We start from the raw sequence: 25757 nt of genomic DNA on the forward strand, positions 1-25757 counted from the left end.
CCGTCACGCCGGTTCTAGACGATCTTGGCGGAAACATCGGACGACCGGTAGTGCCCGAACTGAGTCAGCCAACCCGCCACTGCCCGTTTAGTCCGGTCCAAGCGCTTTCGGCATACCGCCCTACGACCCGGCGCAAGCACCGGCTCGTATCGCACCCAGCCCCACCCTCAACTAACCTCAATAATCACCTTCAACGCATGCGTTTGCGCCGCGCGCCCGAACGTGTCGTAAGCGTCCTCGACATCATCGAGCGCGAACCGGTGCGTAATGAGTTGCGCCGGATCGAGACGCCCCGCCCGCACCGTTTTCAGCAGCATCGGCGTGCTGACCGTATCAACGAGCCGCGTCGTGATCGCGATGTTGCGATCCCACAGCTTCTCCAGATGCAGATCGGCCTTGACGCCATGCACGCCCACGTTCGCCACGACGCCGCCCGGCGCCACGATCGACGTGCACAGCTCGAACGTCGCCGGAATGCCGACCGCCTCGATCGCGCAATCCACGCCGATGCCGTCGGTCAGCTTCATCACGTCCGCCGCCGCGTCGCCGCTGCGGCCGTCGACGCAGTCGGTCGCACCGAAGCGCCGCGCGATGTCGAGCCGGTTGCTGTCCGGGTCGATCATGATGATCTGCCCCGGCGAATAGAACTGCGCCGTCAGCAGCGCGGCAAGCCCGATCGGCCCGGCGCCCACGATCGCCACCGAGCAGCCCGGCTGCACCTTGCCGTTCAGCACGCCGCACTCGAAGCCGGTCGGCAGGATGTCGGACAGCATCACGAGCGCGTCCTCGTCGGCGCCGGCCGGGATCGGATAGAGGCTCGTCTGCGCATGCGGAATGCGCACGTACTCGGCCTGCGTGCCGTCGATCCGGTTGCCGAGAATCCAGCCCCCGGTGGTGCAGTGCGAATATAGGCCGCGCCGGCAGTATTCGCAGCGGCCGCACGACGAAATGCAGGAAATCAGCACGCGGTCGCCCGGCTTCAGCGCATCGACCGCAGCGCCAACCTGCTCGACGACCCCCACCCCTTCGTGGCCGAGCACGCGCCCCGGTTCGCAGGTCGGCACGTCGCCTTTCAGGATGTGCAGGTCGGTGCCGCAGATCGTCGTGCGCGTCACGCGGACGATCGCATCGGTCGGCGACTGCAGCTCGGGTTTCGGACGTTGTTCGAGCGCCATGCGCCCAGGGCCGTGATAGACGAGTGCTTTCATCGGTATTCCTCCATGGAAATCAGGTTTCTAGCACGTATGCGCCAGGCGCCGCCGCGAAGCCGGCGGCTGGCACGCGAGCCGGCACGTCGCCCGACGAATGCGTGCGCAACCAGCCGCTCCAGCAGGTCCACCACGAACCTTCTACGGGCGGCGTGTCGCGCACGAAGTCGTGCCCGCTGCGGTAAGGCGCGCCGTGCTCGCGCGTCGCGCAGCGGTAGTGGCGGCCGGGATGGCCCGGTTCGGACACGATGCCGGCGTTGTGGCCGCCCGACGTCAGCACGAACGTCAGCGCGTGGTGCGTCATCAGATGGAGCTTGTACACGGAACGCCACGGCGACACGTGATCGCGTTCGGTGCCCACCACGAACGTCGGCACGTCGAGATCCGACAGCGCGACCGGCCGCCCGTCGACGCAGTAGCGGCCGGCCGCGAGATCGTTGTCGAGAAAGAGCCGCGTCAGGTATTCGGTATGCATCCGGTACGGCATGCGCGTGGTGTCGGCGTTCCACGACATCAGGTCGTTCGGCTTGGTGCGCGTGCCGAGCAGGTATTCGCTCATCATGCGCGACCAGATCAGGTCGCGTGCATTCAGCAACTGGAACGTCGCGGCCATCTGCGCGCCGTCCAGATAGCCCTGCCGCCACATCAGCGCATCGAGCGCGGACAGCTCGCTCGCATCGATGAACAGCCCCAGCTCGCCGGGTTCGCTGAAATCGGTCTGCGCAGCCAGCAACGACACCGAGCGCAATGCCTCGTGTTGCCGGCCGTCACGCGCGAGCGCGGCCGCGGCGATCGCGAGCAGCGTGCCGCCGAGGCAATAGCCGACCGCATGCACGGCCTCGCCGCAGATCGACCGCGCGGCGTCGAGCGCAGCCATGCAGCCGTCGCGCAGATAATCGTCGAGCCCGAGCCCGCGCGCTTCGGCGCCGGGGTTGTGCCACGACACGGCGAACACCGTGTAGCCGGAATCGACCAGGAAGCGGATCAGCGAATTGTGCGGCTGCAGATCGAGGATGTAGTACTTCATGATCCACGACGGCACGATCAGGATCGGCTCGCGTGCGACGTCGGTGGTCGTCGGGTCGTATTGCAGCAGCTCGCACAACGCGTTGCGCCACACGACGCGGCCCGGCGTGACCGCGACGTCGCGGCCCGGCAGATAGGGACGCGCATCGTGCGCGCGCTGCTCGCCGGTGTGCTCGAACAACGCGCGCGCGTCGTCGGCCCAGTGCCGCAGACCAGTCGCCAGATTCGCCCCGCCGCTGCGCATCGTAGTGTCGAGCACGACCGGATTGGTCGCGAGAAAGTTACCGGGCGAGCACGCATCGAGCCACTGCCGCGCGGCGAACCCGACCAGCTCCTCGTGATGGCGCTCGACGCCCGGCACGCCGGTGGTCGCGTCGCGCCACCAGCGCTGAATCGCCAGGAAATTGTCGCGATAGACGTGAAACGGCCAGGCGTCCCACGCGGGCGCGGCGAACCGCGGATCGGCGTCGCCCGCGTGCACGGCCAGGCCGCCGGGGTCGGCCGCAGCGGCGTCGCGCACCTGCGACGACGGCGCGACGGCCGCCTGCCACGCCTGTGCCGCAAGCTCGAAGCACTTGCCGGGCGCGACCGCGAGATGCGCGCCCCAGTCGAGCATCGCGAGCGCCATCGACACCGGAGACAGGCCGAGCGTCAGCGCGGCCACGTTCGCGTGCGCCGCGCGATTCCATTGTTCGGCCGGCGTCGCATCGGCCGGCGCAGTGGCGAGCGCACACGGCGCCGGTTCGTTCGGCTGCGGCAGCCGTATCGCTTCCTGCGCGAGCGGCGCGCGCATCGCGGGTGCATTCATCAGATTTGCTCCGGGAAACCGGCCTGCCGGTCGCAAGACGCGTGCAGTGGAGCGCGTATCGCGCCGGACCTTCAACGCGGCGCACGCGCATCGCCGGATGAGGAAAGCCTGCGTCCGCGGACGCAGGCACACGTCAATGCATGTGCATCCCGCCGTTGACGTCGAATTCCGCGCCGGTCGAGAAAGCGCCGGCGTCGGAGCACAGAAACGCGATGAGCTCGGCGATCTCGTCCGGGTGGCCGAGCCGGCCGACCGGAATCTGCGGCAGGATCTTGGAGTCGAGCACTTCCTTCGGCACCGACTCGAGCATCGCGGTCGCCAGATAGCCGGGCGCGACCGTGTTGACCGTGATCCCGTGGCGGGCCAGCTCGAGTGCCAGCGCCTTCGTGAAGCCGTGAATACCGGCCTTCGCGGCCGCATAGTTGGCCTGCCCGAACGCGCCGCGCGAGCCGTTCACCGAGCCGATGTTCACGATCCGCCCGAAGCCGGCCGCGATCATGCCCGGCACGAACGGCTTGGTCATGTTGAACATGCTGTCGAGATTGGTGCGCAGCACCGCATCCCACATGGTCTTGGTCATCTTCACGAACGTCGCGTCGCGCGTGATGCCCGCGTTGTTGACCAGCACGTCGACGTGCCCGAACTCCGCCAGCATGCGCGCCGCGCAGTGCTGACACGAATCGTAGTCGGCCACGTCGACCTCGAACGCATGAAACGTGCGGCCCGCCTCGCGCTCGCGTGCGATCCACGTCGCGAGTTGAGCGTCGCCGTTCATGTACGACACGGCCACGGTGATGCCGGCATCGTGCAGGCGCCGCGCGATGGCGGTGCCGAGGCCACCCGTCCCGCCGGTGACGAACGCAACACGTTCAGCGCCCATGGCCGCTCTCCGGTGCGTCGACCTTGCCCTTCAGGCGGCGTACGGCAGTCGGTGCGCCGTCGGTCGCGTCCTCGATCCCGTGCTCGAGCGCCGTCATCCATTCCGCCCACGGCATGCTCGCTTCGTTGACGGCGGCGAGCCGCTCCAGGTCAGGCAGCCAGTCGGTCTGACTGCGCGACAGCACACCCGCGCCGTATTCGCGCAGCCAGGTACGCCACACGCCGGCATGCTCGAACTGCGCACGCATCGACAGCTCGCTGGCGTCCTGCCACAGCGCGACGCTCGCGAGCGCGTAATCGCTCATCACCTGCCGGCTCGCTTCGCCGAACGCGGTCCATTCGCCGCTGCCGGCGAGCGCCTGCTGCAACCGGCGCACCGCGTCGCGGTCGCGCTCGATGCCCCGGCCCGCCAGTGCGTGCCATTCGTGCTGCCAGTCGCGGTTCAGCGCCGCCATCCGCAGCGCGAGATCGCAGCTCGCGCGGCAAACGTCAATCGGTGTCGTCAAAGCGTAGGTGCTCATCGGCTTCCCTCGTTCGGTCCGGTCAATCGGTTGGCATGCGCCCGGTGCCTGTACGTGGCCTCGGCGGCGCGACCGCCTAACTGTGCGGGCAAGCCGCGCAGCGCCCGTTGATCTGAGTCAAGCACGCGGAAAGCCCGCTCCGTAGACTGGATTGCACTGGCGGATCACCCGTCGATGGAGCGATTCCGATGAGCTACAAGAGCATAGTCGTGCACCTCGATACGAGCGTCCGTGCGCATGCGCGCCTCGAGTTCGCACTGCGCGTCGCCCGGCGCTTCGGCGCCCATCTGACGGGCCTGTTCTCGGTCTACACGGCCGAGCCGCATTCGTTCTACGTGATGGCCGGGTCCGCCGATTACTTCCGCGAGCATCGCGCGCAGCGCGACGAGCGCCGCGCCGCGCTGGAGCGGCTGTTCCATGCCGAGACCGCGCGCGCGAAGGTGCACGCCGCGTGGGTCGAGGCGGACGCGCGCGCCAACGTCGCGGTGCCGCGCGCCGCGCGCGTGGCCGATCTCGTGATCGTCGGCCAGAGCGACCCGAACGATCCCGAGAGCTTCGTCGACAACCAGTTTCCGGAGAGCCTCGTGTTGTCGGCCGGCCGCCCGGTGCTGTTCGTGCCGTATGCCGGCGCCTTCACGTCGATCGGCGAGCGCGTGTTCGTCGCGTGGGACGGCAGCCGCGAAGCGGTCCGCGCCGCGCACGACGCGATCCCGTTTCTCGCTCATGCGAAGCGCACGACGGTCGCCGCGGTGGTCGACGGCAATTCGGCGGCGGCGGCCATGCGCATTCCGGCCGCCGATGCCGCGCTGATGCTCGCGCGCCATGCCCGCGACGTGAGCGTGCTCGACATCGATGCGGGCGACGGCCGCGCGATCGGCGACACGTTGCTGTCGCGCGCGTACGAGACGGGCTCCGACCTGCTCGTGATGGGCGCGTACGGCCATCCGCGCTGGCACGAGCTCGTGATGGGCGGCGCGACGCGCACGGTGCTCGCGTCGATGACCGTGCCAGTCCTGATGTCGCACTGAGCCGGCCGATGCGCACGCTTGCGTTGCTGGTCGTCAACGCCGGTTCGTCGAGCGTGAAGTTCGCGCTCTTCGCGTATCCACCACACGGCGATCCCGCACGGCGGCCGCTGCACGACGGCGAGGCGGTCGCGGCCGGCAACGGCATCGCGATCCGCTTCGACGCCGATCGGGACGGCACGCTGCCGCTCGGCGCCGGCGACCCGTACCGCGCCGTGCTGGCGCAGGTCGCGATGTGGATCCGCGTACGCTTGCCGCACGTCACGCTCGCCGCGATCGCGCATCGCGTCGTGCACGGCGGCGCGCGCTTCGCGGAGCCGGTGATCGTTGACAACGACGTGCTGGACGCGCTGCGCACGCTGACGCCGCTCGCACCGCTGCATCAGCCGCACAGCCTCGACGCGATCGACGCGCTGCGCGATGCGTTCCCCGGCGTGCCGCAAGTCGCCGTGTTCGACACGGCGTTTCATCGCACGCTGCCGCGCACCGAGCAGCTTCTGCCGTTGCCGCACGAATGGTTCGACCGCGGCGTGCGCCGCTACGGGTTCCATGGGCTGTCGTACGAATATCTGTCCGTCGCGCTCGACGAAGCGTTCGGCGCGCAGGCGCACGGGCGCGTCATTGCGGCGCACCTCGGCAGCGGCGCGAGCCTGTGCGCGATGCGCGACTGCCGCAGCGTCGCGACGACGATGGGCTTCTCCGCGCTCGACGGGCTGATGATGAGCACGCGCTGCGGCACGCTCGACCCCGGCGTCGTGCTGCACCTGCTCGACGCCGGCCAGTTGTCCGGCGACGCGCTCGGTCAGCTGCTCTATCACGAGTCGGGCCTCAAGGGCGTGTCGGGCGCATCCGGCGATCCGCGCGTGCTGCTCGCATGCGAGGCGGCCGGCGACGCGCGGGCGCACGACGCGCTCGCGCTGTACGTCCACCGGATCGTGCGCGAGGTCGGCGCACTCACCGCGCTGCTCGGCGGGCTCGACATGCTGGTTTTCACGGCCGGCATCGGCGAACACGCGGCGGTGCTGCGCGAGCGGATCTGCGCGGCGCTCGGCTGGCTCGGCGTCGAGCTGGACACGCGCGCGAATGCGGCCCATGCGCAGGTGGTGTCGACGGCGGCGAGCGCGGTCACGGTCGTGGTCGAGCCGACCAACGAGGCGTGGGTCGCGGCGCGCGCGGCGGTGCGCGTGCTGCGCGGCAATCGCGACGGTTGATCCAGATCAGCGCGACCGGCGTGCATGCGCCGATGATGATTGCATCGATCTCCGTTCAAGGAAAACGCCATGTACTCGAACATCCTGGTTGCGCTCGACGGCAGCGACACGTCGTCCCGCGCGCTCGACGCCGCCCTGGATCTCGCGGCGCAAACGGGTGCGCGGCTGACGCCGGTCTACGTCGTCGATTTCCTGGTGCCCGCGTACGACACCTACGGCTACGATCCGTCGATCCTGGTCGACGCGTTCCGTGAAGAAGGACTGCGCGTCACCGACGACGCAGCCCGGCGCATGAAGGCGCGCAACGTGGCCGGCACGCCGCAGATCTCGAACGTCGCGCCCGAGGGCGACGACATCCCGCAGCGGATCGTGACGGTCGCCGGCGAGATCGGCGCCGATCTGATCGTGCTCGGCACGCACGGCCGGCGCGGCTTTCGCCGGCTCGTGCTGGGCAGCGTCGCCGAGCGCGTGCTGCGCCACGCGAAAACCCCGGTTCTGATGATTCCGGCCGGTTGCATGTCGAACCACCCGGCCGAAACCGCCACCGCATCGACCGAAAAGGAGCCGTCATGAGCTACAAGACCCTGCTCGTCCATCTCGACGATAGCGCGCGCTGCGCGACGCGCGTCGACCTCGCGCTCGAACTCGCGGGACGCTGGAACGCGCATCTGATTGGGCTCTACGTCGTCTGCCAGGATCTGTTCGAGCCGCTGCGGCGGCCCGACGAGCCGCTGAAGCTGGCCGTCTACGAGCGCCTGTGCGAGGAGCGCCGCAAGGAAGCCGAGCAGCGCTTTCTGACGGCCGCCGAACGCGCCGGGCGCAGCGTCGAATGGCAGGCGCCGACCGGCAACGCGACGGAAGCCGCGATCCTGCATGCGCGCCACGCCGATCTGCTGGTCCTCGGCCAGGTCGATCCGGACGATCGTCTGACCTATGTCGCGCGTAATTTCGTCGAGGATGTGGTGATGGGCAGCGGGCGCCCCGCGATCGTCGTGCCTTACGCGGGCGACGTGCGCACGCTCGGCGAGAACGTGCTGATCGGCTGGGACGGCGGGCGCGAAGCCGCGCGCGCCGTGGCCGACGCCGTGCCGCTGCTCGCCCGCGCGCGCTTCGTCAACGTCGAGACCGTCAGCCACGGGCAGCCCGCTACCGACGAGACGCCCGCCGGCGTGGACGTCGCCGCCTATCTCGAACGGCACGGCGTGCGCGCGTCGTTCTCGACGACGCCGCGCGAACCGTCGGTCGGCGTCGGCGCGACGCTGCTGAACCGCGCGACCGATCTGCATGCGGATCTGCTCGTGATGGGCCTGTACAGCCATACGCGCATGCACGAGCGCGTGCTCGGCGGCGCGACGCGCACGATCCTCGAGACGATGACGGTGCCGGTTCTGCTGTCCCACTGAGCGGGTTTATCGGGCGGCCGTCTGCTGGCCGCCCGTCTCTCCTTTGACGAAACGTCGCCGTCACAGCATGCCGGCGCCCGCACCCGGCCCTTCCCGTACCACCAGCACCGGCCGGTCCGCGTCGCGCAGCAATGCTTCCGCGACGCTGCCGAGCACCGCCCGACGCACGCCGCGACGGCCGTGCGTGCCCATCACGATCAGATCCGCATCGCATTCGGCGGCCGCGCGCGCCAACACGTCCGAGATGTCCTGGCCGTTCGCTTCGACCGTTTGCGCGATGCCGCGCACGCCGGACAGCTGAAACGCCGTTTCGGCGTCCGCGACCGCGATGGCGGCCTTGTCCGCATCCAGCCCGGCCGGGTCGCGCTGCTCGACATAGCCGCTGTCGACGTCGGTCAGCCGCGGCGCATCCGACACCACGCACATCGCGATGACGAGGCCGCCCGACTCGCGCGCGAGCGAAATCGCCTCGTCGAGCGCGAGCCGCGAGCCGCGGCTGCCGTCGAGCGCCGCGAAAATTCTTCGATACATGGTGCCTCCCTGCCGTCATGCGGGTTCGATGGATTCGTGAAGCCAGTCTGATCGCGGCCGGCGGCGAGCGATTGACGCCGGTCAAGCAGATACGGCGGCGCCCGTATCCGTCGGTCCCGATTGGCGAACGTCACCGTGACGCGCATAATTCCGACGACATCGCAGTTCCGGACGGTGGCGCGTATCGTGCCACGCGCCGCCAGCCCGCCGACGACCCGCTCCGTCAGGATGAACGGCAATGACAGTGAATCCCCGCGCCTTCAGGGCCGGACCGGTTATGCCCGGTGCCCGGCCCGCCCGACGTGCCGCGACGGCCGCGCCGCGGACGCTCGCAGCGCGCCATCTTCCAAGCACGTGCCGCCTCGCCGCTGCCGTATCGGGAGGCGGCACGCGTGCTTCCGTGTTACCGCCCGTCGGGCCGCGATCCGGGGCCGCATCACGCCGCCGGTTCGTGAGTCTCGCTTCGGATGGACGGCGCGAAATTGTCCACATCGGCACTTCGCAGCCGGGCGATGCGCCCGACGCCCGGTCAATGCGGCGGCTGCCGCGCACGGCGCGAACGCGCCCGGCGGCGCCGGCCGCAAACGATATCCGGCAGGAGGACGCGCCGACATGATCACGGTACTCATCGCCGACGACCACGCCCTCGTCAGGGACGGCCTGCGGCACATCCTGAAGAACGCCAGCGACTTCGAGGTGGTCGGCGAAGCGCGGGACAGCGCGTCGACGATCGCGCTGGTGCGCGACCGCGACGCGGACGTGCTCGTGCTCGACCTGTCGATGCCCGGCCGCAACGGCGTCGAACTCATCAAGCAGATCAAGGACGAGAAGCCGGCGCTGCATATCCTGGTGCTGACGATGCACGCGGAGCAGCAATACGCGGTGCGCGCGTTCCGCGCGGGCGCGGCCGGCTACATGACGAAGGAAAGCGCGAGCGCCGAACTGGTCGCGGCGCTGACCAAGATCGCGGCCGGCGGCGTCTACGTGAGCCTGACGATGGCCGAGCAGTTCGCGCAGAGCCTGAACGAGCCGACCGATCTGCTGCCGCACCAGCGCCTGTCGGACCGCGAATTCGACGTGTTCCGGCGCGTGACGACCGGCGAGTCGATTTCCGAAATCGCGCACGCGCTCAACGTCAGCGTGAAGACGGTCAGCACCTACAAGATGCGGATCCTCGAGAAGATGCAGATGGCGAACGACACGGCGCTCGTGCGCTATGCGATGCGCCACAAGCTGTTCGACGACCCCGACGAACTCTGACGGGCGGCGCCGGCCGCCCGCGCCGGCGCGCGCCTTCCGCGACGGCGCGGCTCCCGACGCCGCGGCGGCGACCCGCGCGGCAACGCGCCGCGCGCGTGTAGGAAACGCCCTACAAGGCTTCCATCTCGCCTACCGCAACTTCAATTCCGGCTGATTTCCTTGACGTCGCGCAACATCCATACTCCATTTCAACAAAAACACCGAACGTGCCTCGCGGAGCATGGGCGGCATCGAGGAGACCGGCGTAGCGGTCTCCCGGCGCGCCGGACGCGTCAGCGAGGCGTCCCCACAGGAAGGCGGCAGAAACCAAGGCCGCCGGTACAACGGTCAGCGCGAGTCCGCCCGATGGCGGGCCGACGCTGCCCCCAACTGGAGCCGATCATGCAAACCATTGCGAATGTTGCGACGAACCTGCCGTCCCGCCCGTTCATCCCGCTGCACCGCGTCGAGCCTGCCGACCAGCCGAAGCGCGCCACGTCCCGCTGCTCGTCGTGCGCATTGCGCACCGTATGCATGCCGGCCGACCTGTCGACCGAAGAATTCGCACGCATCGACGCGATGATCTGCACGACGCGCAACGTCAAGCGCGGCGAGACGCTGTTCCGCGCCGGCGACGCGTTCAACAGCATCTATGCGGTGAGAACCGGGTCGTTCAAGACGATCGTCATGCATCGCGACGGCGACGAGCAGATCACCGGCTTCCAGATCGTCGGCGAATCGCTGGGGCTCGACGGCCTACACGCGGGGCAGCACAACGGCGACGCGATCGCGCTCGAAGACAGCACGGTCTGCATCATCCCGTTCGGCCAGCTCGAGCAGATGTGCCGCGAAGTCCGGCCGATGCAGCACCACCTGTACCAGATGATGAGCGGCGAAATCGTCCGCGAATCGTCGCAGATGCTGCTGCTCGGCACGATGAGCGCCGAACAGCGCGTGGCCGCGTTCCTGCTGAACCTGTCGGCCCGCTTCAAGGCGCGCGGCTACTCGGCCGCCGAATTCGTGCTGCGGATGACGCGCGACGAGATCGGCGAATATCTCGGGATGAAGCTCGAGACCGTCAGCCGCATGCTGTCGAAGTTCCAGCACAAGGGGCTCGTCGCCGCGCAAGGCAAGCAGATCCGGATCGTCGATTCGGAAGGCCTCGGGCAAATCTGAGCGCGCGGCGCCAAACGGATCCACGAGGATCCCAACGGCGCCGAACCACTCGGAGCGGACCGAAACGGCGCGCGCGGCGCCGTTCAACCAATCGGCCCACTCAGCCCATTCGGCCACTCAACCGCTCACCCGCCCATCCCGAGCACGGCCGCGCCCGACACGCGGCCGGCGCGCAGATCGTCGAGCGCGCGGTTCGCATCGGTCAATGCATAGCGCACGGCCTCGACGCGCAGCGGCATCGCGTCGGCGAGCCGCATGAATTCCACCGCATCCGCACGCGTGAGGTTCGCCACCGACGCGATCCGGCGCTCGCCCCACAGCCACGCGTACGGAAAGCTGGGGATGTCGCTCATGTGAATGCCGCCGCACACGACGATCCCGCCCTTGTCCACCGCGCGCAGTGCTGCCGGCACCAGCGCGCCGACCGGCGCGAAGATCAGCGCGGCATCGAGCGGCTCGGGCGGCATTTCGTCGCTGCCGCCGGCCCACACCGCGCCGAGCGACAGCGCGAGCTGCTGCGCTGCGGCATCGCCGGGGCGCGTCAACGCGAACACCTTGCGTCCTTCGAAAAACGCGACCTGCGCGACCAGATGGGCGGCCGCCCCGAAGCCGTAGATGCCGATGCGCTGCGCGTTGCCGGCCATGCGCAGCGTGCGGTAGCCGATCAGCCCGGCGCAGAGCAGCGGCGCGGCTTCGAGGTCGGAATAGCGCCGCGGCAGATGCACGCAATAGCGATGGTCGGCCACGGTGCGTTCCGCATAGCCGCCGTCGATCGTATAGCCGGTGAAGCCGGGGCTGTCGCACAGGTTTTCGCGGCCGGACGCGCAATACGCGCAGTGTCCGCACGTCGCGCCGAGCCAGGGCACGCCCACGCGATCGCCGACGGCGAAGCCCGTGACGCCCGCGCCCAGCGCGCGCACCGTGCCGACGATCTCGTGCCCGGGAATCAGCGGCCGCTTCGGATGCGCGAGCTCGCCGTCGACCACATGCAGATCGGTCCGGCATACGCCGCACGCATGGACGTCGATCAGCAACTGGCCGGCTGCGGGCACCGGGTCGGGCACGCGCGCCTCGCGCAGCGTGGGCGTCGTGCCGTCGAACATCATCGCAAGCATGCTTTTCTCCTTCGCGCGAATCGCTTTCGCGCGCTTCGTGTTGCAACGCTAATCGCAGCGCAGCCGGTCTGCACGGCGTGGTGACGCGCGCTTGACGTGGGTCAACGGGCACCCGGCCGTTCCTGACACGATGAAGTGGCGTGACGCCGCCCGAGCGACGCGTTGGAGATGACCGAATGATATCCGTTCCCCCCCTTGCCGCGAGCGCCCATCCCGAAGACCAGCTGAAGGCGCTGCTGGCCTATGCAGTGCTGGCCCCGTCGAGCCACAACTCGCAGCCGTGGCGCTTCGTCGTCAACGGCGCGACGATCTCGGTGTGCGCCGATCGCATGCGTGCGTTGCCGGTGGTCGATCCGTTCGACCGCGAGCTGATCATCAGTTGCGGCGCGGCGCTGCTCAATCTGCGCGTCGCGCTCGACCACGCCGGCCTCGCGCACACGATCACGACGTTTCCGTCGGAAGTCGATCCCGATCTGCTGGCGCTCGTGCGCGTCTGCGACGACGGCTATTCGGACGCCGCGCTCGGCGCGCTGTTCGATGCGATCCCCGAGCGCGTGACGACGCGTGCACCGTTCGAATCGAGCGCAGTGCCCGACGATCTGCAGCAAGCGCTGATCACGGCCGGCGTCGCGGAAGGCGCCGAGGTCGCGTGCATCGATGCGCTCGCGAATCGCGCCCGAGTGGCCGAGCTGGTCGCCGAAGCCGATCGTCAGCAGTTCGCCGATCCGCGCTTTCGCCGCGAGCTGGCGAGCTGGATCGATCCGCGCCGGCATACCGACGGGATGCCGGCTTTTGCCGCGGGCGTGCCGACCTTGCTCGACTTCGCCGCGCCGGTCGTCACGATGGCGGTGCGGACCTTCGATATCGGCAACGGCCTCGCCGCGCTGCATCACCAGCTCGTCGACGCGTCGCCGTTGATCGTCTGCATCGCGACCGCGCGCGACGACCGCGACGCGTGGCTCGCCGCGGGACAGGCGCTCGAGCGGATCCTGCTGGTCGCGACGCGCGCCGGCTACACGGCGTCGTACCTGAACCAGCCGATCGAGACGCCCGCTTTGCGCGCGCACCTGTGCCACGTGCTGGGGCTGCACGGCGAGCCGCAGTTGCTGCTGCGCGTCGGGCGCGGCCCGCAGGCGCCGCGTTCACCGCGCCGCCCGCTCGACGAAGTGATCTCCTGATTCCTGCAAGGACCACCAGATGAAACTCCTGCGTAGCGCAGCGTTGTGCGTGTTCGCCGCGACGGCCGGCCTGGCCGCCGCGCAGACGGCCGTGCCCGAGCCGACCGAGCTGGTCGAAGCGCAGCACTGCATGTTCTGCCACACGGGCGACATGGCGTTCCTCGGGCCGTCGTTCCACGCGATCGCCGAGCGCTACCGCGACGATCCGCACGCCGCCGCCGAACTCGAACGCAAGCTGCGCGTCGGCGGCCGCGCGCATTGGGGCGACACGCCGATGCCGTCGGCGATCGATCGCGGCGGCCCGTTGTCCGCGGACGACGCGCATCGGCTCGTGCAATGGGTGCTGAGCCAGTGACCTTCGCATTGCCCTTCCGCTCATGTCGACCGTAGTCAAACCCCCGCTCAAACGCGGGTCCGCCGCTGCCGTGCAGAGCAAGACCGCGCGCCGCACGCCGCGCGACCGGCCTGCCGCGAAGGCGCGCGGCAAACGCGCATGCCGGCGCCCCGGCGCGCTGGTCGGCCACGACGATCGGCTCGGCATCGCGCGCCAGGTCCGGCGCATCACGAAGCGCGCGGCGCGTACGCCCGTGGACGAAGACGCGACGCTGCTGCAGGGCGCCGGCATGCGCGGCATCCGGCTGCAATTCGACTACTGGAAGGCCGAGGAGCGGCTGCAGATGGAGCGCATCGGCCATGCGGTCGTGATCTACGGCAGCACGCGCATCGTCGCGCCGTCGGTCGCGAACGCGCGGCTCGACGAGGCCAACCGGCTGCTCGCGGCGCGGCCGCACGACGCCGTCCGGCGCCGCGCGGTGACGGCCGCCAGCCGGCTCGTCGAACACAGCGCGTACTACCGCGTCGCCCGCGAGTTCGGACGCATCGTCGCCCATGCGGACCGGTGCGCGCGCAGCGCGCGGCTCGCGGTCGTCACCGGCGGCGGCCCCGGCATCATGGAAGCTGCCAATCGCGGTGCCTACGAGCGCGGCGCGCCGAGCATCGGCTTCAATATCGAGCTGCCGCGCGAGCAGCGGCCGAATCCGTACATCACGCCGTCGCTCTGCTTCAGCTTCCACTATTTCGCGATCCGCAAGCTGCACCTGCTCGAGCGTGCGAAGGCCGCGGTGTTCTTCCCGGGCGGCTACGGCACGTTCGACGAGCTGTTCGAGGTGCTCACGCTGCTGCAGACGCGCAAGATCGCGCCGCTGCCGGTGATTCTCGTCGGCGAGGCGTACTGGCGTCGCGCGGTCGATTTGCCGTTCCTCGCCGACGAAGGCATGATCGATCGCCGCGATCTCGAGCTGTTCACCTACTGCGAGACTGCGCCCGAGATCTGGCATGCGATCGGCAGCTGGTACGCGCAGCGCAGGCCGACACGCGCGGTGCGGCGCAGGGCTGCGCCGAAGCCGCGGGCCGTGTAGGAATCGGCCGACGCGCCGGGCACGATTCCTACCGCCACTTCGGGGCGCGCTGATTGAATCGCGCACGCGCGGCGCCGATACTGAATTCAAGGATACCGGCCGCCCGGCACCCCGCTCGCACGGCAACCAGGAGAGACGCCATGTCATACGCCGACTATCGTTCCGATTCTGCGATGCAGGCCGACACGCGCGCGGCTGCGCTCGACACGGCCGCGCTCGTCGCGCTCGCGCGCGACGCCGGCATGCTCGTGACCCTTGACGGACAGATCGGGCGCGAGCGCTACGAAAGCGTGACGGGTTCGATCGCGACGCTGGCGCGGTTCGCGCAGGCGCTGCGGCGGTCAGTGCTCGAGGCGACGTGATGCCGCGCTTCACGCTGCCGCGCCGCGGCCTCCACGACCCGCGCGATGGCGCCGCGCGCCACGTGCGTGCGCGCACGCGTCGACCTGCGCGCGGAAGCTGGCGCCGGCTCCGCTGCGCGGCGCGGGCCGCGTCGCGCTGATGTGACGGACCGTCGGAGCACGTATCCCATTGCACGCCCATTCCCGCCCGTCCAAACCGCGATGAACCGGCCCTGGTCCGCGCGCGTCGTGCGCATGCTCCCCGGCCTCGCACTGCTTACCCACTACCAGCGTGCGTGGCTGTCGCGCGACCTGTACGCGGGCCTCGCGCTGTCGGCCGTGCTGCTGCCGGTCGGCATGAGCTACGCGCAGGCGGCCGGCCTGCCCGCCATCACCGGGCTCTACGCGTCGATCGCCGCGCTGCTCGCGTATGCATTGTTCGGCCCGAGCCGCATCCTCGTGCTGGGGCCGGATTCCGCGCTGGCCGCGCTGATCGCCAGCGCGATCACGCCGCTCGCCGCTCACGATCCGCAGCGCGCGATCGCGCTGGCCGGCGCGCTGGCGCTGTCGGCTGGGACGATCTGCATCCTGCTCGGTGCGCTCGGTCTCGGCTTCGTCACCGATCTGCTGTCGCGCCCGATCCAGTACGGCTACCTGAACGGCATCGCCGTCGCGCTCGCGATCGGCCGATTGCCGGAGCTGCTCGGCATGCAAACGTCGGGCGACGACGTGTTCGCCGGCGTGCAGCACATCGCGCATGCGCTCGTCGATGGCCGGTTTTCCGTCGCGGCGGGGCTGCTCGGCGCCGGTGTGCTGGCGGCCATTTTCCTGATGAAGCGCGCGCTGCCGCGCTGGCCCGGCGTGCTGCTCGCCGTGATCGGCGCGACGGTCGCGACGCGGCTGTGGCCGCTGCCCGGCGTCGCGACGATCGGCGCGCTGCCGGGCGGCATTCCCGCGCCGCGCCTTCCGGCCGTGTCGCTCGCCGACCTCGGCGCACTGGCGTCCGGCGCGTTCGCCGTCGCGCTGGTGTCGTTCGCCGACATCAGCATGCTGTCGCGTGCGCTGTCCGCCCGCGCGGGCGACACGCCGGACCGAAACCAGGAGCTGATCGCGCTCGGCGCGGCCAACCTGCTGGCCGGCGTGACGCAGGGTTGCGCAGTCAGCAGCAGCGCGTCGCGCACGCCGGTCGCGATCGCCGCGGGCGCGCAAAGCCAGCTGACGAACGTCGTCGCGGCGGCGTGCATCGCGATCCTGCTGCTCGCCGCGCCGACGCTGCTCACGTACGTGCCGCGCACCGCGCTGGCCGCCGTGGTGATCTACGCGGCATGCGGGATCGCCGACTTCCGCAGCGTCGTGCGGCTGTACCGGATGCGCCGCGGCGAATGTCTGATCTCGGTGCTGTGCTTTGCCGGCGTGATCGCGATCGGCGTCGTGCCGGGCATTCTGCTCGCGAGCGGGCTGTCGCTGCTGTCGTTCGTGTGGCGCGCGTGGCACCCGTACGATGCGGTGCTCGGGCGACTGACCGGTGTGCGCGGCTATCACGACGTCGGCCGGCATCCCGACGCGGCGCAGACGCCGGGGCTCGTGCTGTTCCGCTGGGATGCGCCGCTGTTCTACGCGAACGTCGAGATCTTCTGCGAACACCTGCACGCCGCGATCGCGCGCTCGGCGAGCCCGGTCACGCGCATCGTGGTGGCCGCCGAGCCGGTTACCGACATCGACGTGAGCGCCGCCGACCGCCTCGTCGCGCTGCACGCCGAACTGGCGGAGCAACGCATCGAACTCGATTTCGCGGAGATGAAGGGGCCGGTGAAGGATCGGCTGCGCGCTTACGGGCTGTTCGACGTGTTCGGCACCGCGAGCTTCTTTCCGACCGTCACCGATGCGGTTGCCCGGCACGTTCAGCGAACAGAGGGGCATGCGCGCGCGTGCAAGAAGAAACGCGCGATGCGCAAGCGGGCGGCGCGGAAGGCGCGTTAGGGGTGCTGGAGGTGTCGGCTGCGTCGAGCATGATGTACGTAACGCAAGACTCGATCGCTCGGTCAGCGGGAGATCGGGTCCGGGATTGCCTGGTCGTCACTTCGTCACGGGCCGCGATCGACCCGGCGCCGCCGTTCGACTCGAGCGCAAGCGATCACTCGAAGGCTGCTAAAAACCGGATCGCGCGATGCCTGATTCTGCCTCGGACAGGGAACGCCACTCCAGCGATGGCAATGCCCGCGCATGATCCATGCATACTTTCCAGACCCGCACATGCGATACGATGCGCACTCGCCGCCGCAGCGGTGCCATCGAGTCGATTCGTTTTCGTATGACTTTCATTCGTCGAGTGCCGTCTCGTTTATCCTGCTGCGTCCTTCTCTTGTCACCTACCCCGATCTCATGCTCACCCCGCTCGCTCTGATAGGTATCGTGATCCTGTCTTGCCTGATGAGCGTCGCCGTCCTTGGTTCGCTGCTCCGGACTGCGGTGCCGGGCATAGGCCGCTGGTGCGTGGCTCACGCGCTGCTTACCGCTGCATCGTCGTGGGTGTTCATCGCAGGCGCTCAGCCAGGACAGATCGTGACCCTCGGCGCTGCGCTCATCACGCTTGTGGCGGTGCTGCTGCTCGTGCAGGGGATGCGTCAGTTTTTCGGTAAGGATCCGGCGTGGCACGTAGAGTCGGCGGCGTTCGCCATCGTCTGCGTTGCGTTGGTGTACTTCACGTGCGTGTCGCCGAACATCGACGCGAAGGTCGCGCTCACATCGAGCCTCCTCGCCTATGCACGGATCGCCGTGGGTACGTTGGCGCTGCGTCACGCGCCGCGTGATGGAGCGCGCTACCCCTATCGCTTCGTCGCCGCCGCCGCTTATCTGGGTGCGTTGTTCCACGTCACGCGAGCCGTCGCGGCCGCCTTCGGCATGCCGCACATGGCCTTTCCGCAACCGTCGCCCTGGAATGTCCTGTTTCTCGGGCTTGCGATCGTCACGTTGCCGTGCATGTCGACCGGCATGGTGATGCTCGCGCACGATCGGCTCGTCCGAAAGATGGAACAGTTCGCGAGTATCGACGAACTGACGGGCGTACTCATGCGGCGTGCGTTCATGGCGAGGGCGAGCGTCCTGCTTCGCGAAGCGCGGGAAAAGGGCAAACCGCTGTCGATCGCCATTCTGGACATCGACAAGTTCAAGGCCGTCAACGACGGCTTTGGCCATGCGGTCGGCGACCGAATCCTCAGACATGTCACGTCGGTTGTGTCCGCACGCCTGCGGTCGTGCGACCTTTTCGGGCGTCTGGGTGGAGAGGAGTTCGCGATCGTGTTCGTGGACGCGGGCATGACCGACGCAGCGGCGTTGACGAACGAACTGCGGCTTGCGGTCGAACGATCGCCAAACGAAGGCGTGCGCTGCACGTTCAGCGCGGGGGTCGAATGCGTCACGCCCGGCGATACGCTGGCGGGCGCCCTGGCGCGGGCCGACGCGGCGCTTTACATGGCGAAGGCGACAGGGCGCAATCGAGTCGTGACGGCGTCCGAGGTCGACGAGCGCGACCTCGAAACGCATTGAACTACTGGCACGTCAAAGCCGATCCACCTCGGTGTGATCGCGGCGGTGCACTGACGAGCCCGATTGGCTTCGTATGGCCCAAGAGTGAAGGTCAGCGGCGTTCACGAGGGCTTGTTCCCGCTCGCTTTCGCCATACCGCTTCATAGCGCTTGCGCCACCGACTCGATGAGCGCTCTCAACCATTGCTGCGCCGGATTGCCTTCGCTACGCCGATGCCACATCACGTGAAAGACGATATCCGGCAGCGGCATAGGCGGCGGAAACAACACCAGCTTGCCGCCTGCGGGCGAATTGAGCGCGACCCGTTTCAGGACCGTCGCGGTCATCGTCGTGCGCGCGACGACCGCCGGCACGGCGAACATCTGCGGTAGCGTCAGCGCGAGCGTGCGCTGCATGCCCTGTTGCGCCAGCGCCTCGTCCACCAGCCCGTGCCGTTGCCCTTCCGGCGACACCAGCGCATGCGGCAGCGACAGATAAGACTTCATGCTCATTCCGCGCCGCGCCGCCGGATGATGACTCGCGACGATCGTCACGAACTCGTCGCGCAGAATCGGACGAGTGAGGATTCGGCCAACCGGCTGCGTAGGCGGTACGCCGATGGCCGCATCGATCTCGCCTGCATCGAGCATGTCCACCGCATCGTCGCGGTCGTTGAACGCATGCACGTTGATCGCGATGCCGGGCGCCTGCTCGCCGAGCGCTTCCAGCAGCGCGGGCAGAAGCACGAACGCCGGGTAGTCCGACAACCCCAGGTTGAACGCGAGCGCCGCCTTGCCCGGCACGAACTCCGGCTGCTTCACCAGGGTCGCTTCGATCTGCCGTAGCGCCTGCGAAATGGGCTCGGCCAGCTCGCGCGCGCGCGGCGTGGGCAGCAGGCCATCCGCGCTGCGCAGAAACAGCGGATCGCCGAGCAGGATACGCAGCCGGGACAGTGCCGCGCTCATCGCCGGCTGACTCACGCCGACCAGTGCCGCCGCCCGGGTGACGTTGCGCTCGCTCATCAAGACGTCGAAGGCGGCCAGCAGATTCAGATCGATGCCATGAAAATCCATAAATCAAATAATCATTTATATCGGTTATTTGTTGGATGGATTCTACCGGCGGCGCACACTCTCGTCACCTCCAACCGCAACGTCACGACGACGCCACCACGAGAGCAAAACCATGACCGCCATCGACTCCCAACTCTCCGAGCGCCTGCGCATCGAACGCGTGGCCGTGGAAACGCTGTACCGCGCGTTCAGCGACAACGACCCCGACCTTGTCGACACGGTGCTCGCCCCTGACTGGGAAGATATTCCGCTTGCGCCGGGCCAGGGTCCTGGACCGGACGGCATCAAGCCGATCATCCGCAGTTTTGCGCAGGCCTTCCCCGACGTGCGCATCGTCATTCACGACATCGTTCAGGTGCCGGGGCAGATCGCGGTGCGCGCCGAAATTACCGGCACGCATCGCGGCGAACTGTTCGGAATCGCCCCGACCGGCAAGCAGGTCCGCTTCCGCCTGCACGAATTCCACGCGCTGGACGGTCAGCGCGTAACCACCACGTGGCACATGGAGGACTGGTTCGGCCTGTTCCTTCAACTCGGCCAGTTTCCGACGCAAGCCTGAGCTGCCTCGTTCCGAAATCTCGAACCTCTGAAACCTGGACGGGACCCGTGAGCATCGCCCTCAAGCAAACCATGAAAGCAGCAGTCATCACCACCTTCGGCCATCCCGATGTCGTCAGCATCGGCGAGACCGCACTGCGGGACATGCGGCCCGATGAGGCCATCGTCCGCATCGAAGCGGCGGCCGCAAATCCGCTGGACCTGAAGATCGTCGCAGGCTACATGCAGCAGGTTTTCCCCGTCGCCCTTCCCTACACGCCGGGCACCGATTTCAGCGGCATGGTCGAGGCGATCGGCGAGCATGTCACGCATCTGCAGCCGGGTGACCGCGTATTCGGCCGCAGCGCGCCGAGTGCGGGCGGCGCATTCGCGCAGCAGCTGGTGATCGCGGCCGCCGAGCTGTGCGCGATTCCTGCCGGAATGAGTTTTGAGCAGGCGGCGTCGCTGCCGACCACATTCGGCACAGCGCGTCAGGCGCTGTTCGATTCAGGGCGCCTGCAACGGGGACAGCGCGTGCTGATCCATGCGGCAGCCGGTGGCGTCGGCAGCATGGCCGTGCAGCAGGCGCACCTGGCGGGCGCGTATGTGATTGCCACGGCATCGGCAGGCAATATCGAACTGGTGAAGAGCCTCGGCGCGGACGAAGTGATCGACTACCGCACGCAGGACTTTGTACAGATGCGCAATATCGATCTGGTGCTCGACCCGATCGGCGGCGAGACGCTGGAGAAGTCGTGGGCGGTGTTGCGCGAGGGCGGCCGCATCGCGACGCTGGTGGAGTTCGGCATCGAGTCGCGAAACGGGCGTATCGGTGAGGCGGTGTTCTTCAGAAGCGCGACGCCTTCGCTTCCCGAAGCGGTCAGGCAGTTCCGGGCGGGGCAGTTGCAGATCGTCATCGATTCGATCTTCCCGCTGGAAGACACGCGCGCCGCGCTCGAGAAGCTCGCGACGGGTCATACGCGCGGCAAGGTGCTTATCCGCACGCGCATCTGATCGAGGAGCCGGACGATGACATACGAAACGAATCAGGTGGTGCTGGTAACGGGCGCAGGCTCCGGCATCGGACGGGCGATCGCGCTCTCGCTTGCACGCGGAGGACATAGGGTCTATGCGAGCATGCGCGATCCGCAAGAGAAAGATCGCGAACGCAGCGACGCGCTGCAGCAGCTCGCACGACGGGAATCGCTCGCGCTCGACGTGCTCGAACTGGACGTGCTGTCGGAGACGGCCTGCCGTGCCGCCGTCGATTTCATCCTCGCGCAGCAGGGACGCATCGACGTGGTCGTGAACAACGCCGGCATGTTGATGGTGGGCCTGACGGAAGCATTCTCGGTGGAACAGGCCGCGCAGATCATCGATACCAACGCGCTGTCGTGGCTGCGAGTGAATCGCGCGGCGCTGCCCGCGATGCGTCGGCAAGGCCGCGGTCTGTTGATGTACGTGGGCAGCACCACGTCGCGCCTGCACGAGCCGTTCCTCGGGCCGTATACCGCGAGCAAGGCGGCGGGCGATGCTCTCGCCGAGATCATGGCGATGGAAGTGCGGCCGTCGGGCATCGACAGCGTGATCCTCGTCCCCGGCGCCTTTACTTCAGGCACCGAACATTTCTCCGATGCGGGTTCGCCTGCGTATTCCACCATCGAGCGGCAATACGGCCCGCTGGCACAGCGAATCGCGGGTCTCGGCGAGAAGCTCGCTTCCATCGATGCGGGGAACGGCGGCGCGCTCGATGTATCGGCGGTCGGTACGGCGGCGCTCGATGTATTGGCGATGCCGCACGGCCAGCGGCCATTGCGCGTAACCGTCGATGGCCAGCGCAAGGGTACCGAAGCAATCGATGCGGTTCATCACGAGAAGCAGGTCGCGTTTTTGCGCAGGATGGGCCTGGAAGACCTGATCTTGCCGCCGCCCGTCGCAACACGCGAGGAGATGAAAGCATGAGGACGCAACCCGATCGCGCCGCTATCGTGACGGGCGCATCTCGCGGCATCGGCAAGGAGATCGCGCTGCGGCTCGCCGACGACGGCTTCGCCGTCGCGGCAGGTTATGCCGGCAACCGTGCTCAGGCCGACGCGACAGTCGCGGCAATCAAGGCGCGCGGCGGCACGGCCATTGCAGTACAGGGCGACGTGTCCGACGCGGACGATGTCGCGCGCCTGTTCTCGGCGGCGCAACAGGCCTTCGGCCGACTCGATGCAGTCGTCAGCAATGCCGGCGTAATGAGCATGGCGAAGATCGAGACCGGCAACGCGGCAGCGTTCGATCGCATGATGTCCATCAACGTGCGTGGCACCTTTCTGGTACTCGCCAAAGCCGCCGAGGTGTTGGGCGATGGTGGGCGCATCGTAGCCTTGTCCACCAGCGCAATCGCCAAGGCGTCGCCGGGCTATGGGCCGTATATCGCCTCGAAGGCGGCCGTCGAAGGCCTGGTCCACGTGCTCGCCAACGAACTACGCGGACGCAACATCACGGTCAATGCGATCGCGCCTGGCCCCGTCGCAACCGAACTGTTTTTCGACGGCAAAACCGAAGAACAGGTGGCGATGCTCGCGAAAATGGCGCCGCTGGAACGACTTGGACAACCGGTAGATATCGCCAATGCGGTCTCGTTCCTCGTGGGTCGGGACGGAGCGTGGATCAATTCGCAGATCGTGCGGGTTAATGGTGGATTTGCGTGACCGAAGGTCGTACGCATGGCATGTATGGTGTCGCCGTCGGGACCGCTGCGTGCATACGTCGTGCGGCGGGCGTCTCATGGATCTCATGGAATCCGGGAGGTGCGACTTGATCTGCTCTCCTGAGATTTGACCTAAGCGGCACCAGGGAACCGGTCGGTTGATTCGGCCAAGGGGTGAGGCTTTACGGCATTGAATGGCCGATGGTGGGGCAGCTTCGGGTTTCTGGGCGGTTGGGTGACTTAATGCTTGGGGGCGCCGCCGCGGCCGAAACTGGGAGTTTGCCTCTGGTCCATGTTCCGCTCGTTGAGCTGTTGCGTCGATATTTCGTTGTCGACCCGGAGCGGTCCTTCGGATTTGCCGAAAGCGGCCCTACGCCTGTGAAGACGATGACCGCGAAGACGATATTGCACATCTAGGATTCGGACAGGAATTTCCCGTGGATTTTCCATGTGGTGGCTCGATGATCCTCAAACGAGCCGCCTAATTCCAATCCAGACTTGCCTGCGGTCAATTTGAGGCCCGCGTTGATCCCAAAGTCGTCTTCGTAGTTCACGGCTAACGAAAACTCCTTCAATCCGAAGTTGATCCTTCCTTTTGCAATAGACTGCCAAGTCGGTTCGTGCGGATACCAAACTAGCGATTCCGGCAATTGGGGGCGCGTGCTTCCGCGAAGGTTCGCTTCATACAGTAAGCCTGATACGCTTGATTGTTTTCCAGATAAATCAAATCCGACCGTTGACTCCGGTATTGGAACAGACAAGCTGGCTGCGAATTCTCGGGACCACCCCCTGACGTGTTCGACCCTGATTTCGCTGGCACCTAAGGCCATTAGGAGGTCAATCGCCTCCGAAAATTTATGTTCAAAAGAGAGACGATGAAAGGAGGCGACAGTGAAGTAGACACCCTTTGATGCGGGGTGTGCCACATAAAGAACACCCTCCCGAGGATGGCCGGGTGGGAATGTCAGGGCGCTAGCTTGAGTCTGACTGATCTGGGTAATATTCAGTCCGCTCTGCCGCGCCTTGCTCCACGCGATCAGGGCCTCCGCCCCGCCAACGAGCAGGTTGACTACCGTTGCGCCATAGAGAATCCCCAGTGCATTTTCAGCGATGTTGTTAAAGTCAACGCCCTTCTTCGGCTGCCGGGCAGCAGCTTCTGCCTCTTCGGCGGCCTTTACAACTTCATCAGGTGCGACGACAATTAGCTGGCTATTCATTTGCGTGTAAGATGGTCGGTCAACTGGATATTAAAGTAGGAACACGGATTGCCTGCGTGGCAATCGTCTCCAGCAGATGGTTATTTCAGGCGGCGGTTGGCGCTGGCGTTGATAAGTCAAACATGCCAACCGCACGCGCGAATTGAACACCGAAGGCGGTGCGAATCATCGACCCCCTCTGATAAATGACCGATTGGCCCTCTCTGTCGTGCGTTGCTTTCAACTCCTGATATAGCTTGCGATTTTCGACCCACGCATAGAATCGGTCCTCCGTTATGTATCGATCATAGCTGACCTCGATGAGACCGAGCCGAACCCAATTGTCGATCATGGCGGGAAACTCAGGTAGTTCCACATCGTCATTGGTGTGCACATCGGACAGTGCGACGTAGTGCCTCTGCAAGGTACGGAATTGCCCGGTTGGACCTAGCAGGCTGTTGAAATTGGATACGGTGTAAACGAGCCCTGAGGGCGGTGCGTTAGAGATATCGTGTTCATGATCTTGGGCAGACGAGAGCGATGCGCGGAATGGACGAGATGCAAGAACCGCTGTTCACGACGGTAAAGCTGGAAGATTTTGTTCCGGCCGATCACCCATTGAGGCCGCTTCGACTGCTGGTCAATCAAGCGCTGAAGCGACTCAATGGGCTGTTCAGCACGATCTATGCAGACAGCGGTCGAGCATCGATTGCGCCCGAGAAACTGCTGCGTGCGCTGCTGTTGCAAGTGTTTTACTCGGTGCGTAGCGAGCGCATGCTGATGGAACAAATGCGCTACAACTTGCTGTTCCGTTGGTTCGTCGGGCTGGCGATTGAAGACGCCGTCTGGGATCACTCGGTGTTCTCGAAGAACCGCGATCGTTTGCTCGAGCACGAAGTGGTCGAAGCGTTCTTTACCGAAGTCATGAGCTTGGCCGACAAGCAAGGGCTGCTGTCTAGAGAACACTTCTCGGTCGATGGCACGCTGATCCAGGCGTGGGCCAGCCACAAGAGCTTCCGACCCAAGGACGGTTCGGACGATCCACCGGCCGGCGGTGGCCGCAATGCCGACACCGACTGGAAAGGCAAGCGGCGCAGCAACGACACGCACGAATCGAGTACCGATCCGGATGCGCGTCTGTTCCGAAAGGGGCGGCAAAGCGGAGCCATCCTTTGTTATCAGGGGCACATCCTGATGGAGAACCGCTCGGGCTTGGTGGTCGGCGCAGTGGTCAGCCACGCTGACGGTTTCGGCGAACGTGTAAGTGCATTGCGCCTGCTCGACTGTGTGCCGGGTCGTCACGCCAAGACGCTCGGCGCCGACAAGGGTTACGACATGCGCGACTTTGTCCGGGATTGCCGGGCTCGCAAAGTGACGCCACACGTCGCGCGCAACGACACGCATCAAGGCGGCAGCGCGATCGACGGCCGCACTTCGCGACACGCCGGCTATGGCATCAGCCAAGTCATTCGCAAGCGCATCGAAGAGCACTTCGGCTGGGGCAAGACCGTCGGCAGGATTCGACAGACTGCGTATCGCGGCATCAAACGGGTCGACCAGCACTTCAAACTGACGATGCTGGCGAGCAACCTGACTCGAATGGCTCGAATACTGGCAGTGGTGCCACAAGGAGCGGCGCGATGAGCCGC

The 25757-nt window shown here is 67.2% G+C and carries 26 protein-coding genes; 17 read left to right on the plus strand and 9 right to left on the minus strand.

What is annotated here, in order from left to right:
* Window positions 1-167 precede the first annotated feature (167 nt).
* From AK36_RS28600 to AK36_RS28615, 4 genes are all read right to left on the minus strand, one after another.
* On the minus strand, window positions 168-1208 hold the full coding sequence (locus tag AK36_RS28600) for a zinc-dependent alcohol dehydrogenase family protein (RefSeq protein ID WP_014726021.1): 1041 nt from the start codon (window positions 1206-1208) through the stop codon (window positions 168-170).
* Between the two features lie 19 nt (window positions 1209-1227).
* The gene (locus AK36_RS28605; protein WP_045579795.1) at window positions 1228-3042 is read right to left on the minus strand and encodes a PHA/PHB synthase family protein; all 1815 of its coding nucleotides are present in this window, start codon (window positions 3040-3042) and stop codon (window positions 1228-1230) included.
* Between the two features lie 133 nt (window positions 3043-3175).
* Window positions 3176-3922 carry an acetoacetyl-CoA reductase gene (gene phbB, locus AK36_RS28610; RefSeq protein ID WP_011880388.1) on the minus strand — a complete coding sequence of 249 codons (747 nt, stop codon included), beginning with the start codon at window positions 3920-3922 and terminating at the stop codon, window positions 3176-3178.
* The gene (locus AK36_RS28615; protein ID WP_045579796.1) at window positions 3912-4442 is read right to left on the minus strand and encodes a hypothetical protein; all 531 of its coding nucleotides are present in this window, start codon (window positions 4440-4442) and stop codon (window positions 3912-3914) included. The genes phbB and AK36_RS28615 overlap by 11 nt, the downstream gene beginning before the upstream one ends.
* A gap of 188 nt (window positions 4443-4630) precedes the next feature.
* Here AK36_RS28615 and AK36_RS28620 point away from each other — a divergent pair, with 188 nt between their 5' ends.
* From AK36_RS28620 to AK36_RS28635, 4 genes are all read left to right on the plus strand, one after another.
* Window positions 4631-5470 (plus strand): universal stress protein, encoded by an 840-nt coding sequence (locus AK36_RS28620; RefSeq protein WP_011880390.1) that lies wholly within the window; start codon window positions 4631-4633, stop codon window positions 5468-5470.
* A gap of 8 nt (window positions 5471-5478) precedes the next feature.
* Window positions 5479-6678, plus strand: a complete 1200-nt coding sequence (locus AK36_RS28625) for an acetate/propionate family kinase (RefSeq protein WP_045579797.1) — start codon at window positions 5479-5481, stop codon at window positions 6676-6678.
* Between the two features lie 69 nt (window positions 6679-6747).
* Window positions 6748-7251: a universal stress protein gene (locus AK36_RS28630; RefSeq protein WP_011880392.1), complete on the plus strand. Its 504-nt coding sequence runs from the start codon at window positions 6748-6750 to the stop codon at window positions 7249-7251.
* A complete protein-coding gene (locus AK36_RS28635) occupies window positions 7248-8081 on the plus strand; it encodes a universal stress protein (protein WP_014726026.1) in 834 nt (277 codons plus the stop codon). The genes AK36_RS28630 and AK36_RS28635 overlap by 4 nt, the downstream gene beginning before the upstream one ends.
* A gap of 60 nt (window positions 8082-8141) precedes the next feature.
* Here the strand turns inward: AK36_RS28635 and AK36_RS28640 are convergent, their stop codons facing one another.
* Window positions 8142-8612, minus strand: coding sequence for a universal stress protein (locus AK36_RS28640; RefSeq protein WP_011880394.1), 471 nt, complete (start codon window positions 8610-8612; stop codon window positions 8142-8144).
* Window positions 8613-9224: 612 nt separating this feature from the next.
* Between AK36_RS28640 and AK36_RS28645 the strand changes: the two genes are divergently transcribed.
* Both AK36_RS28645 and fnr read left to right on the plus strand, forming a co-directional pair.
* On the plus strand, window positions 9225-9872 hold the full coding sequence (locus AK36_RS28645) for a response regulator (RefSeq protein ID WP_014726029.1): 648 nt from the start codon (window positions 9225-9227) through the stop codon (window positions 9870-9872).
* Between the two features lie 381 nt (window positions 9873-10253).
* Complete coding sequence (gene fnr / locus AK36_RS28650; RefSeq protein ID WP_014726030.1) at window positions 10254-11027, plus strand: fumarate/nitrate reduction transcriptional regulator Fnr; 774 nt, start codon at window positions 10254-10256, stop codon at window positions 11025-11027.
* 125 nt (window positions 11028-11152) lie between these two features.
* Here fnr and AK36_RS28655 read toward each other — a convergent pair whose 3' ends face one another.
* Window positions 11153-12142, minus strand: coding sequence for a zinc-dependent alcohol dehydrogenase family protein (locus AK36_RS28655; protein ID WP_045579798.1), 990 nt, complete (start codon window positions 12140-12142; stop codon window positions 11153-11155).
* A gap of 176 nt (window positions 12143-12318) precedes the next feature.
* On the opposite strand from AK36_RS28655, the gene AK36_RS28660 reads away from it, so the two are divergent.
* The 6 genes from AK36_RS28660 to AK36_RS28685 all read left to right on the plus strand — a co-directional run bounded on the left by AK36_RS28660 (window position 12319) and on the right by AK36_RS28685 (window position 18625).
* Window positions 12319-13320, plus strand: coding sequence for an Acg family FMN-binding oxidoreductase (locus AK36_RS28660; protein WP_045579799.1), 1002 nt, complete (start codon window positions 12319-12321; stop codon window positions 13318-13320).
* A 19-nt stretch (window positions 13321-13339) separates the two neighbouring features.
* Window positions 13340-13675, plus strand: a complete 336-nt coding sequence (locus AK36_RS28665) for a c-type cytochrome (protein WP_014726033.1) — start codon at window positions 13340-13342, stop codon at window positions 13673-13675.
* 22 nt (window positions 13676-13697) lie between these two features.
* The gene (locus tag AK36_RS28670; RefSeq protein WP_106919355.1) at window positions 13698-14738 is read left to right on the plus strand and encodes an LOG family protein; all 1041 of its coding nucleotides are present in this window, start codon (window positions 13698-13700) and stop codon (window positions 14736-14738) included.
* A gap of 140 nt (window positions 14739-14878) precedes the next feature.
* The gene (locus AK36_RS28675; RefSeq protein WP_045579800.1) at window positions 14879-15100 is read left to right on the plus strand and encodes a hypothetical protein; all 222 of its coding nucleotides are present in this window, start codon (window positions 14879-14881) and stop codon (window positions 15098-15100) included.
* 201 nt (window positions 15101-15301) lie between these two features.
* Window positions 15302-17059, plus strand: a complete 1758-nt coding sequence (locus tag AK36_RS28680) for a SulP family inorganic anion transporter (protein ID WP_045579801.1) — start codon at window positions 15302-15304, stop codon at window positions 17057-17059.
* Window positions 17060-17461: 402 nt separating this feature from the next.
* The gene (locus tag AK36_RS28685) at window positions 17462-18625 is read left to right on the plus strand and encodes a GGDEF domain-containing protein (protein ID WP_045579802.1); all 1164 of its coding nucleotides are present in this window, start codon (window positions 17462-17464) and stop codon (window positions 18623-18625) included.
* A 140-nt stretch (window positions 18626-18765) separates the two neighbouring features.
* Here AK36_RS28685 and AK36_RS28690 read toward each other — a convergent pair whose 3' ends face one another.
* Window positions 18766-19677, minus strand: coding sequence for a LysR family transcriptional regulator (locus AK36_RS28690; protein ID WP_045579803.1), 912 nt, complete (start codon window positions 19675-19677; stop codon window positions 18766-18768).
* Between the two features lie 112 nt (window positions 19678-19789).
* Between AK36_RS28690 and AK36_RS28695 the strand changes: the two genes are divergently transcribed.
* From AK36_RS28695 to AK36_RS28710, 4 genes are read left to right on the plus strand one after another with little or no spacing between them, the layout of a single operon-like run.
* Window positions 19790-20236 carry an ester cyclase gene (locus tag AK36_RS28695; RefSeq protein WP_045579804.1) on the plus strand — a complete coding sequence of 149 codons (447 nt, stop codon included), beginning with the start codon at window positions 19790-19792 and terminating at the stop codon, window positions 20234-20236.
* 47 nt (window positions 20237-20283) lie between these two features.
* Window positions 20284-21228: an NADP-dependent oxidoreductase gene (locus AK36_RS28700; RefSeq protein WP_014726041.1), complete on the plus strand. Its 945-nt coding sequence runs from the start codon at window positions 20284-20286 to the stop codon at window positions 21226-21228.
* Window positions 21229-21243: 15 nt separating this feature from the next.
* Complete coding sequence (locus AK36_RS28705) at window positions 21244-22176, plus strand: SDR family oxidoreductase (protein WP_034193951.1); 933 nt, start codon at window positions 21244-21246, stop codon at window positions 22174-22176.
* Complete coding sequence (locus tag AK36_RS28710; RefSeq protein WP_034193952.1) at window positions 22173-22913, plus strand: SDR family oxidoreductase; 741 nt, start codon at window positions 22173-22175, stop codon at window positions 22911-22913. Before AK36_RS28705 ends, AK36_RS28710 begins: the two co-directional genes overlap by 4 nt.
* Before the next feature lie 412 nt (window positions 22914-23325).
* On the opposite strand, the gene AK36_RS33545 is transcribed toward AK36_RS28710, so the two are convergent.
* Both AK36_RS33545 and AK36_RS28725 read right to left on the minus strand, forming a co-directional pair.
* Window positions 23326-24129 carry a hypothetical protein gene (locus tag AK36_RS33545; RefSeq protein ID WP_131754556.1) on the minus strand — a complete coding sequence of 268 codons (804 nt, stop codon included), beginning with the start codon at window positions 24127-24129 and terminating at the stop codon, window positions 23326-23328.
* Window positions 24130-24214: 85 nt separating this feature from the next.
* Entirely contained in the window at window positions 24215-24460 is a 246-nt protein-coding gene (locus tag AK36_RS28725; RefSeq protein ID WP_233426605.1) for an Abi-alpha family protein, read from the minus strand.
* A gap of 197 nt (window positions 24461-24657) precedes the next feature.
* Here AK36_RS28725 and AK36_RS28730 point away from each other — a divergent pair, with 197 nt between their 5' ends.
* Window positions 24658-25752, plus strand: a complete 1095-nt coding sequence (locus AK36_RS28730) for an IS5 family transposase (protein WP_080938796.1) — start codon at window positions 24658-24660, stop codon at window positions 25750-25752.
* The last annotated feature ends 5 nt before the right edge of the window (window positions 25753-25757 follow it).

Origin of the sequence: Burkholderia vietnamiensis LMG 10929 (assembly GCF_000959445.1) — a bacterium.
Classification (GTDB): Bacteria; Pseudomonadota; Gammaproteobacteria; order Burkholderiales; family Burkholderiaceae; genus Burkholderia; species Burkholderia vietnamiensis.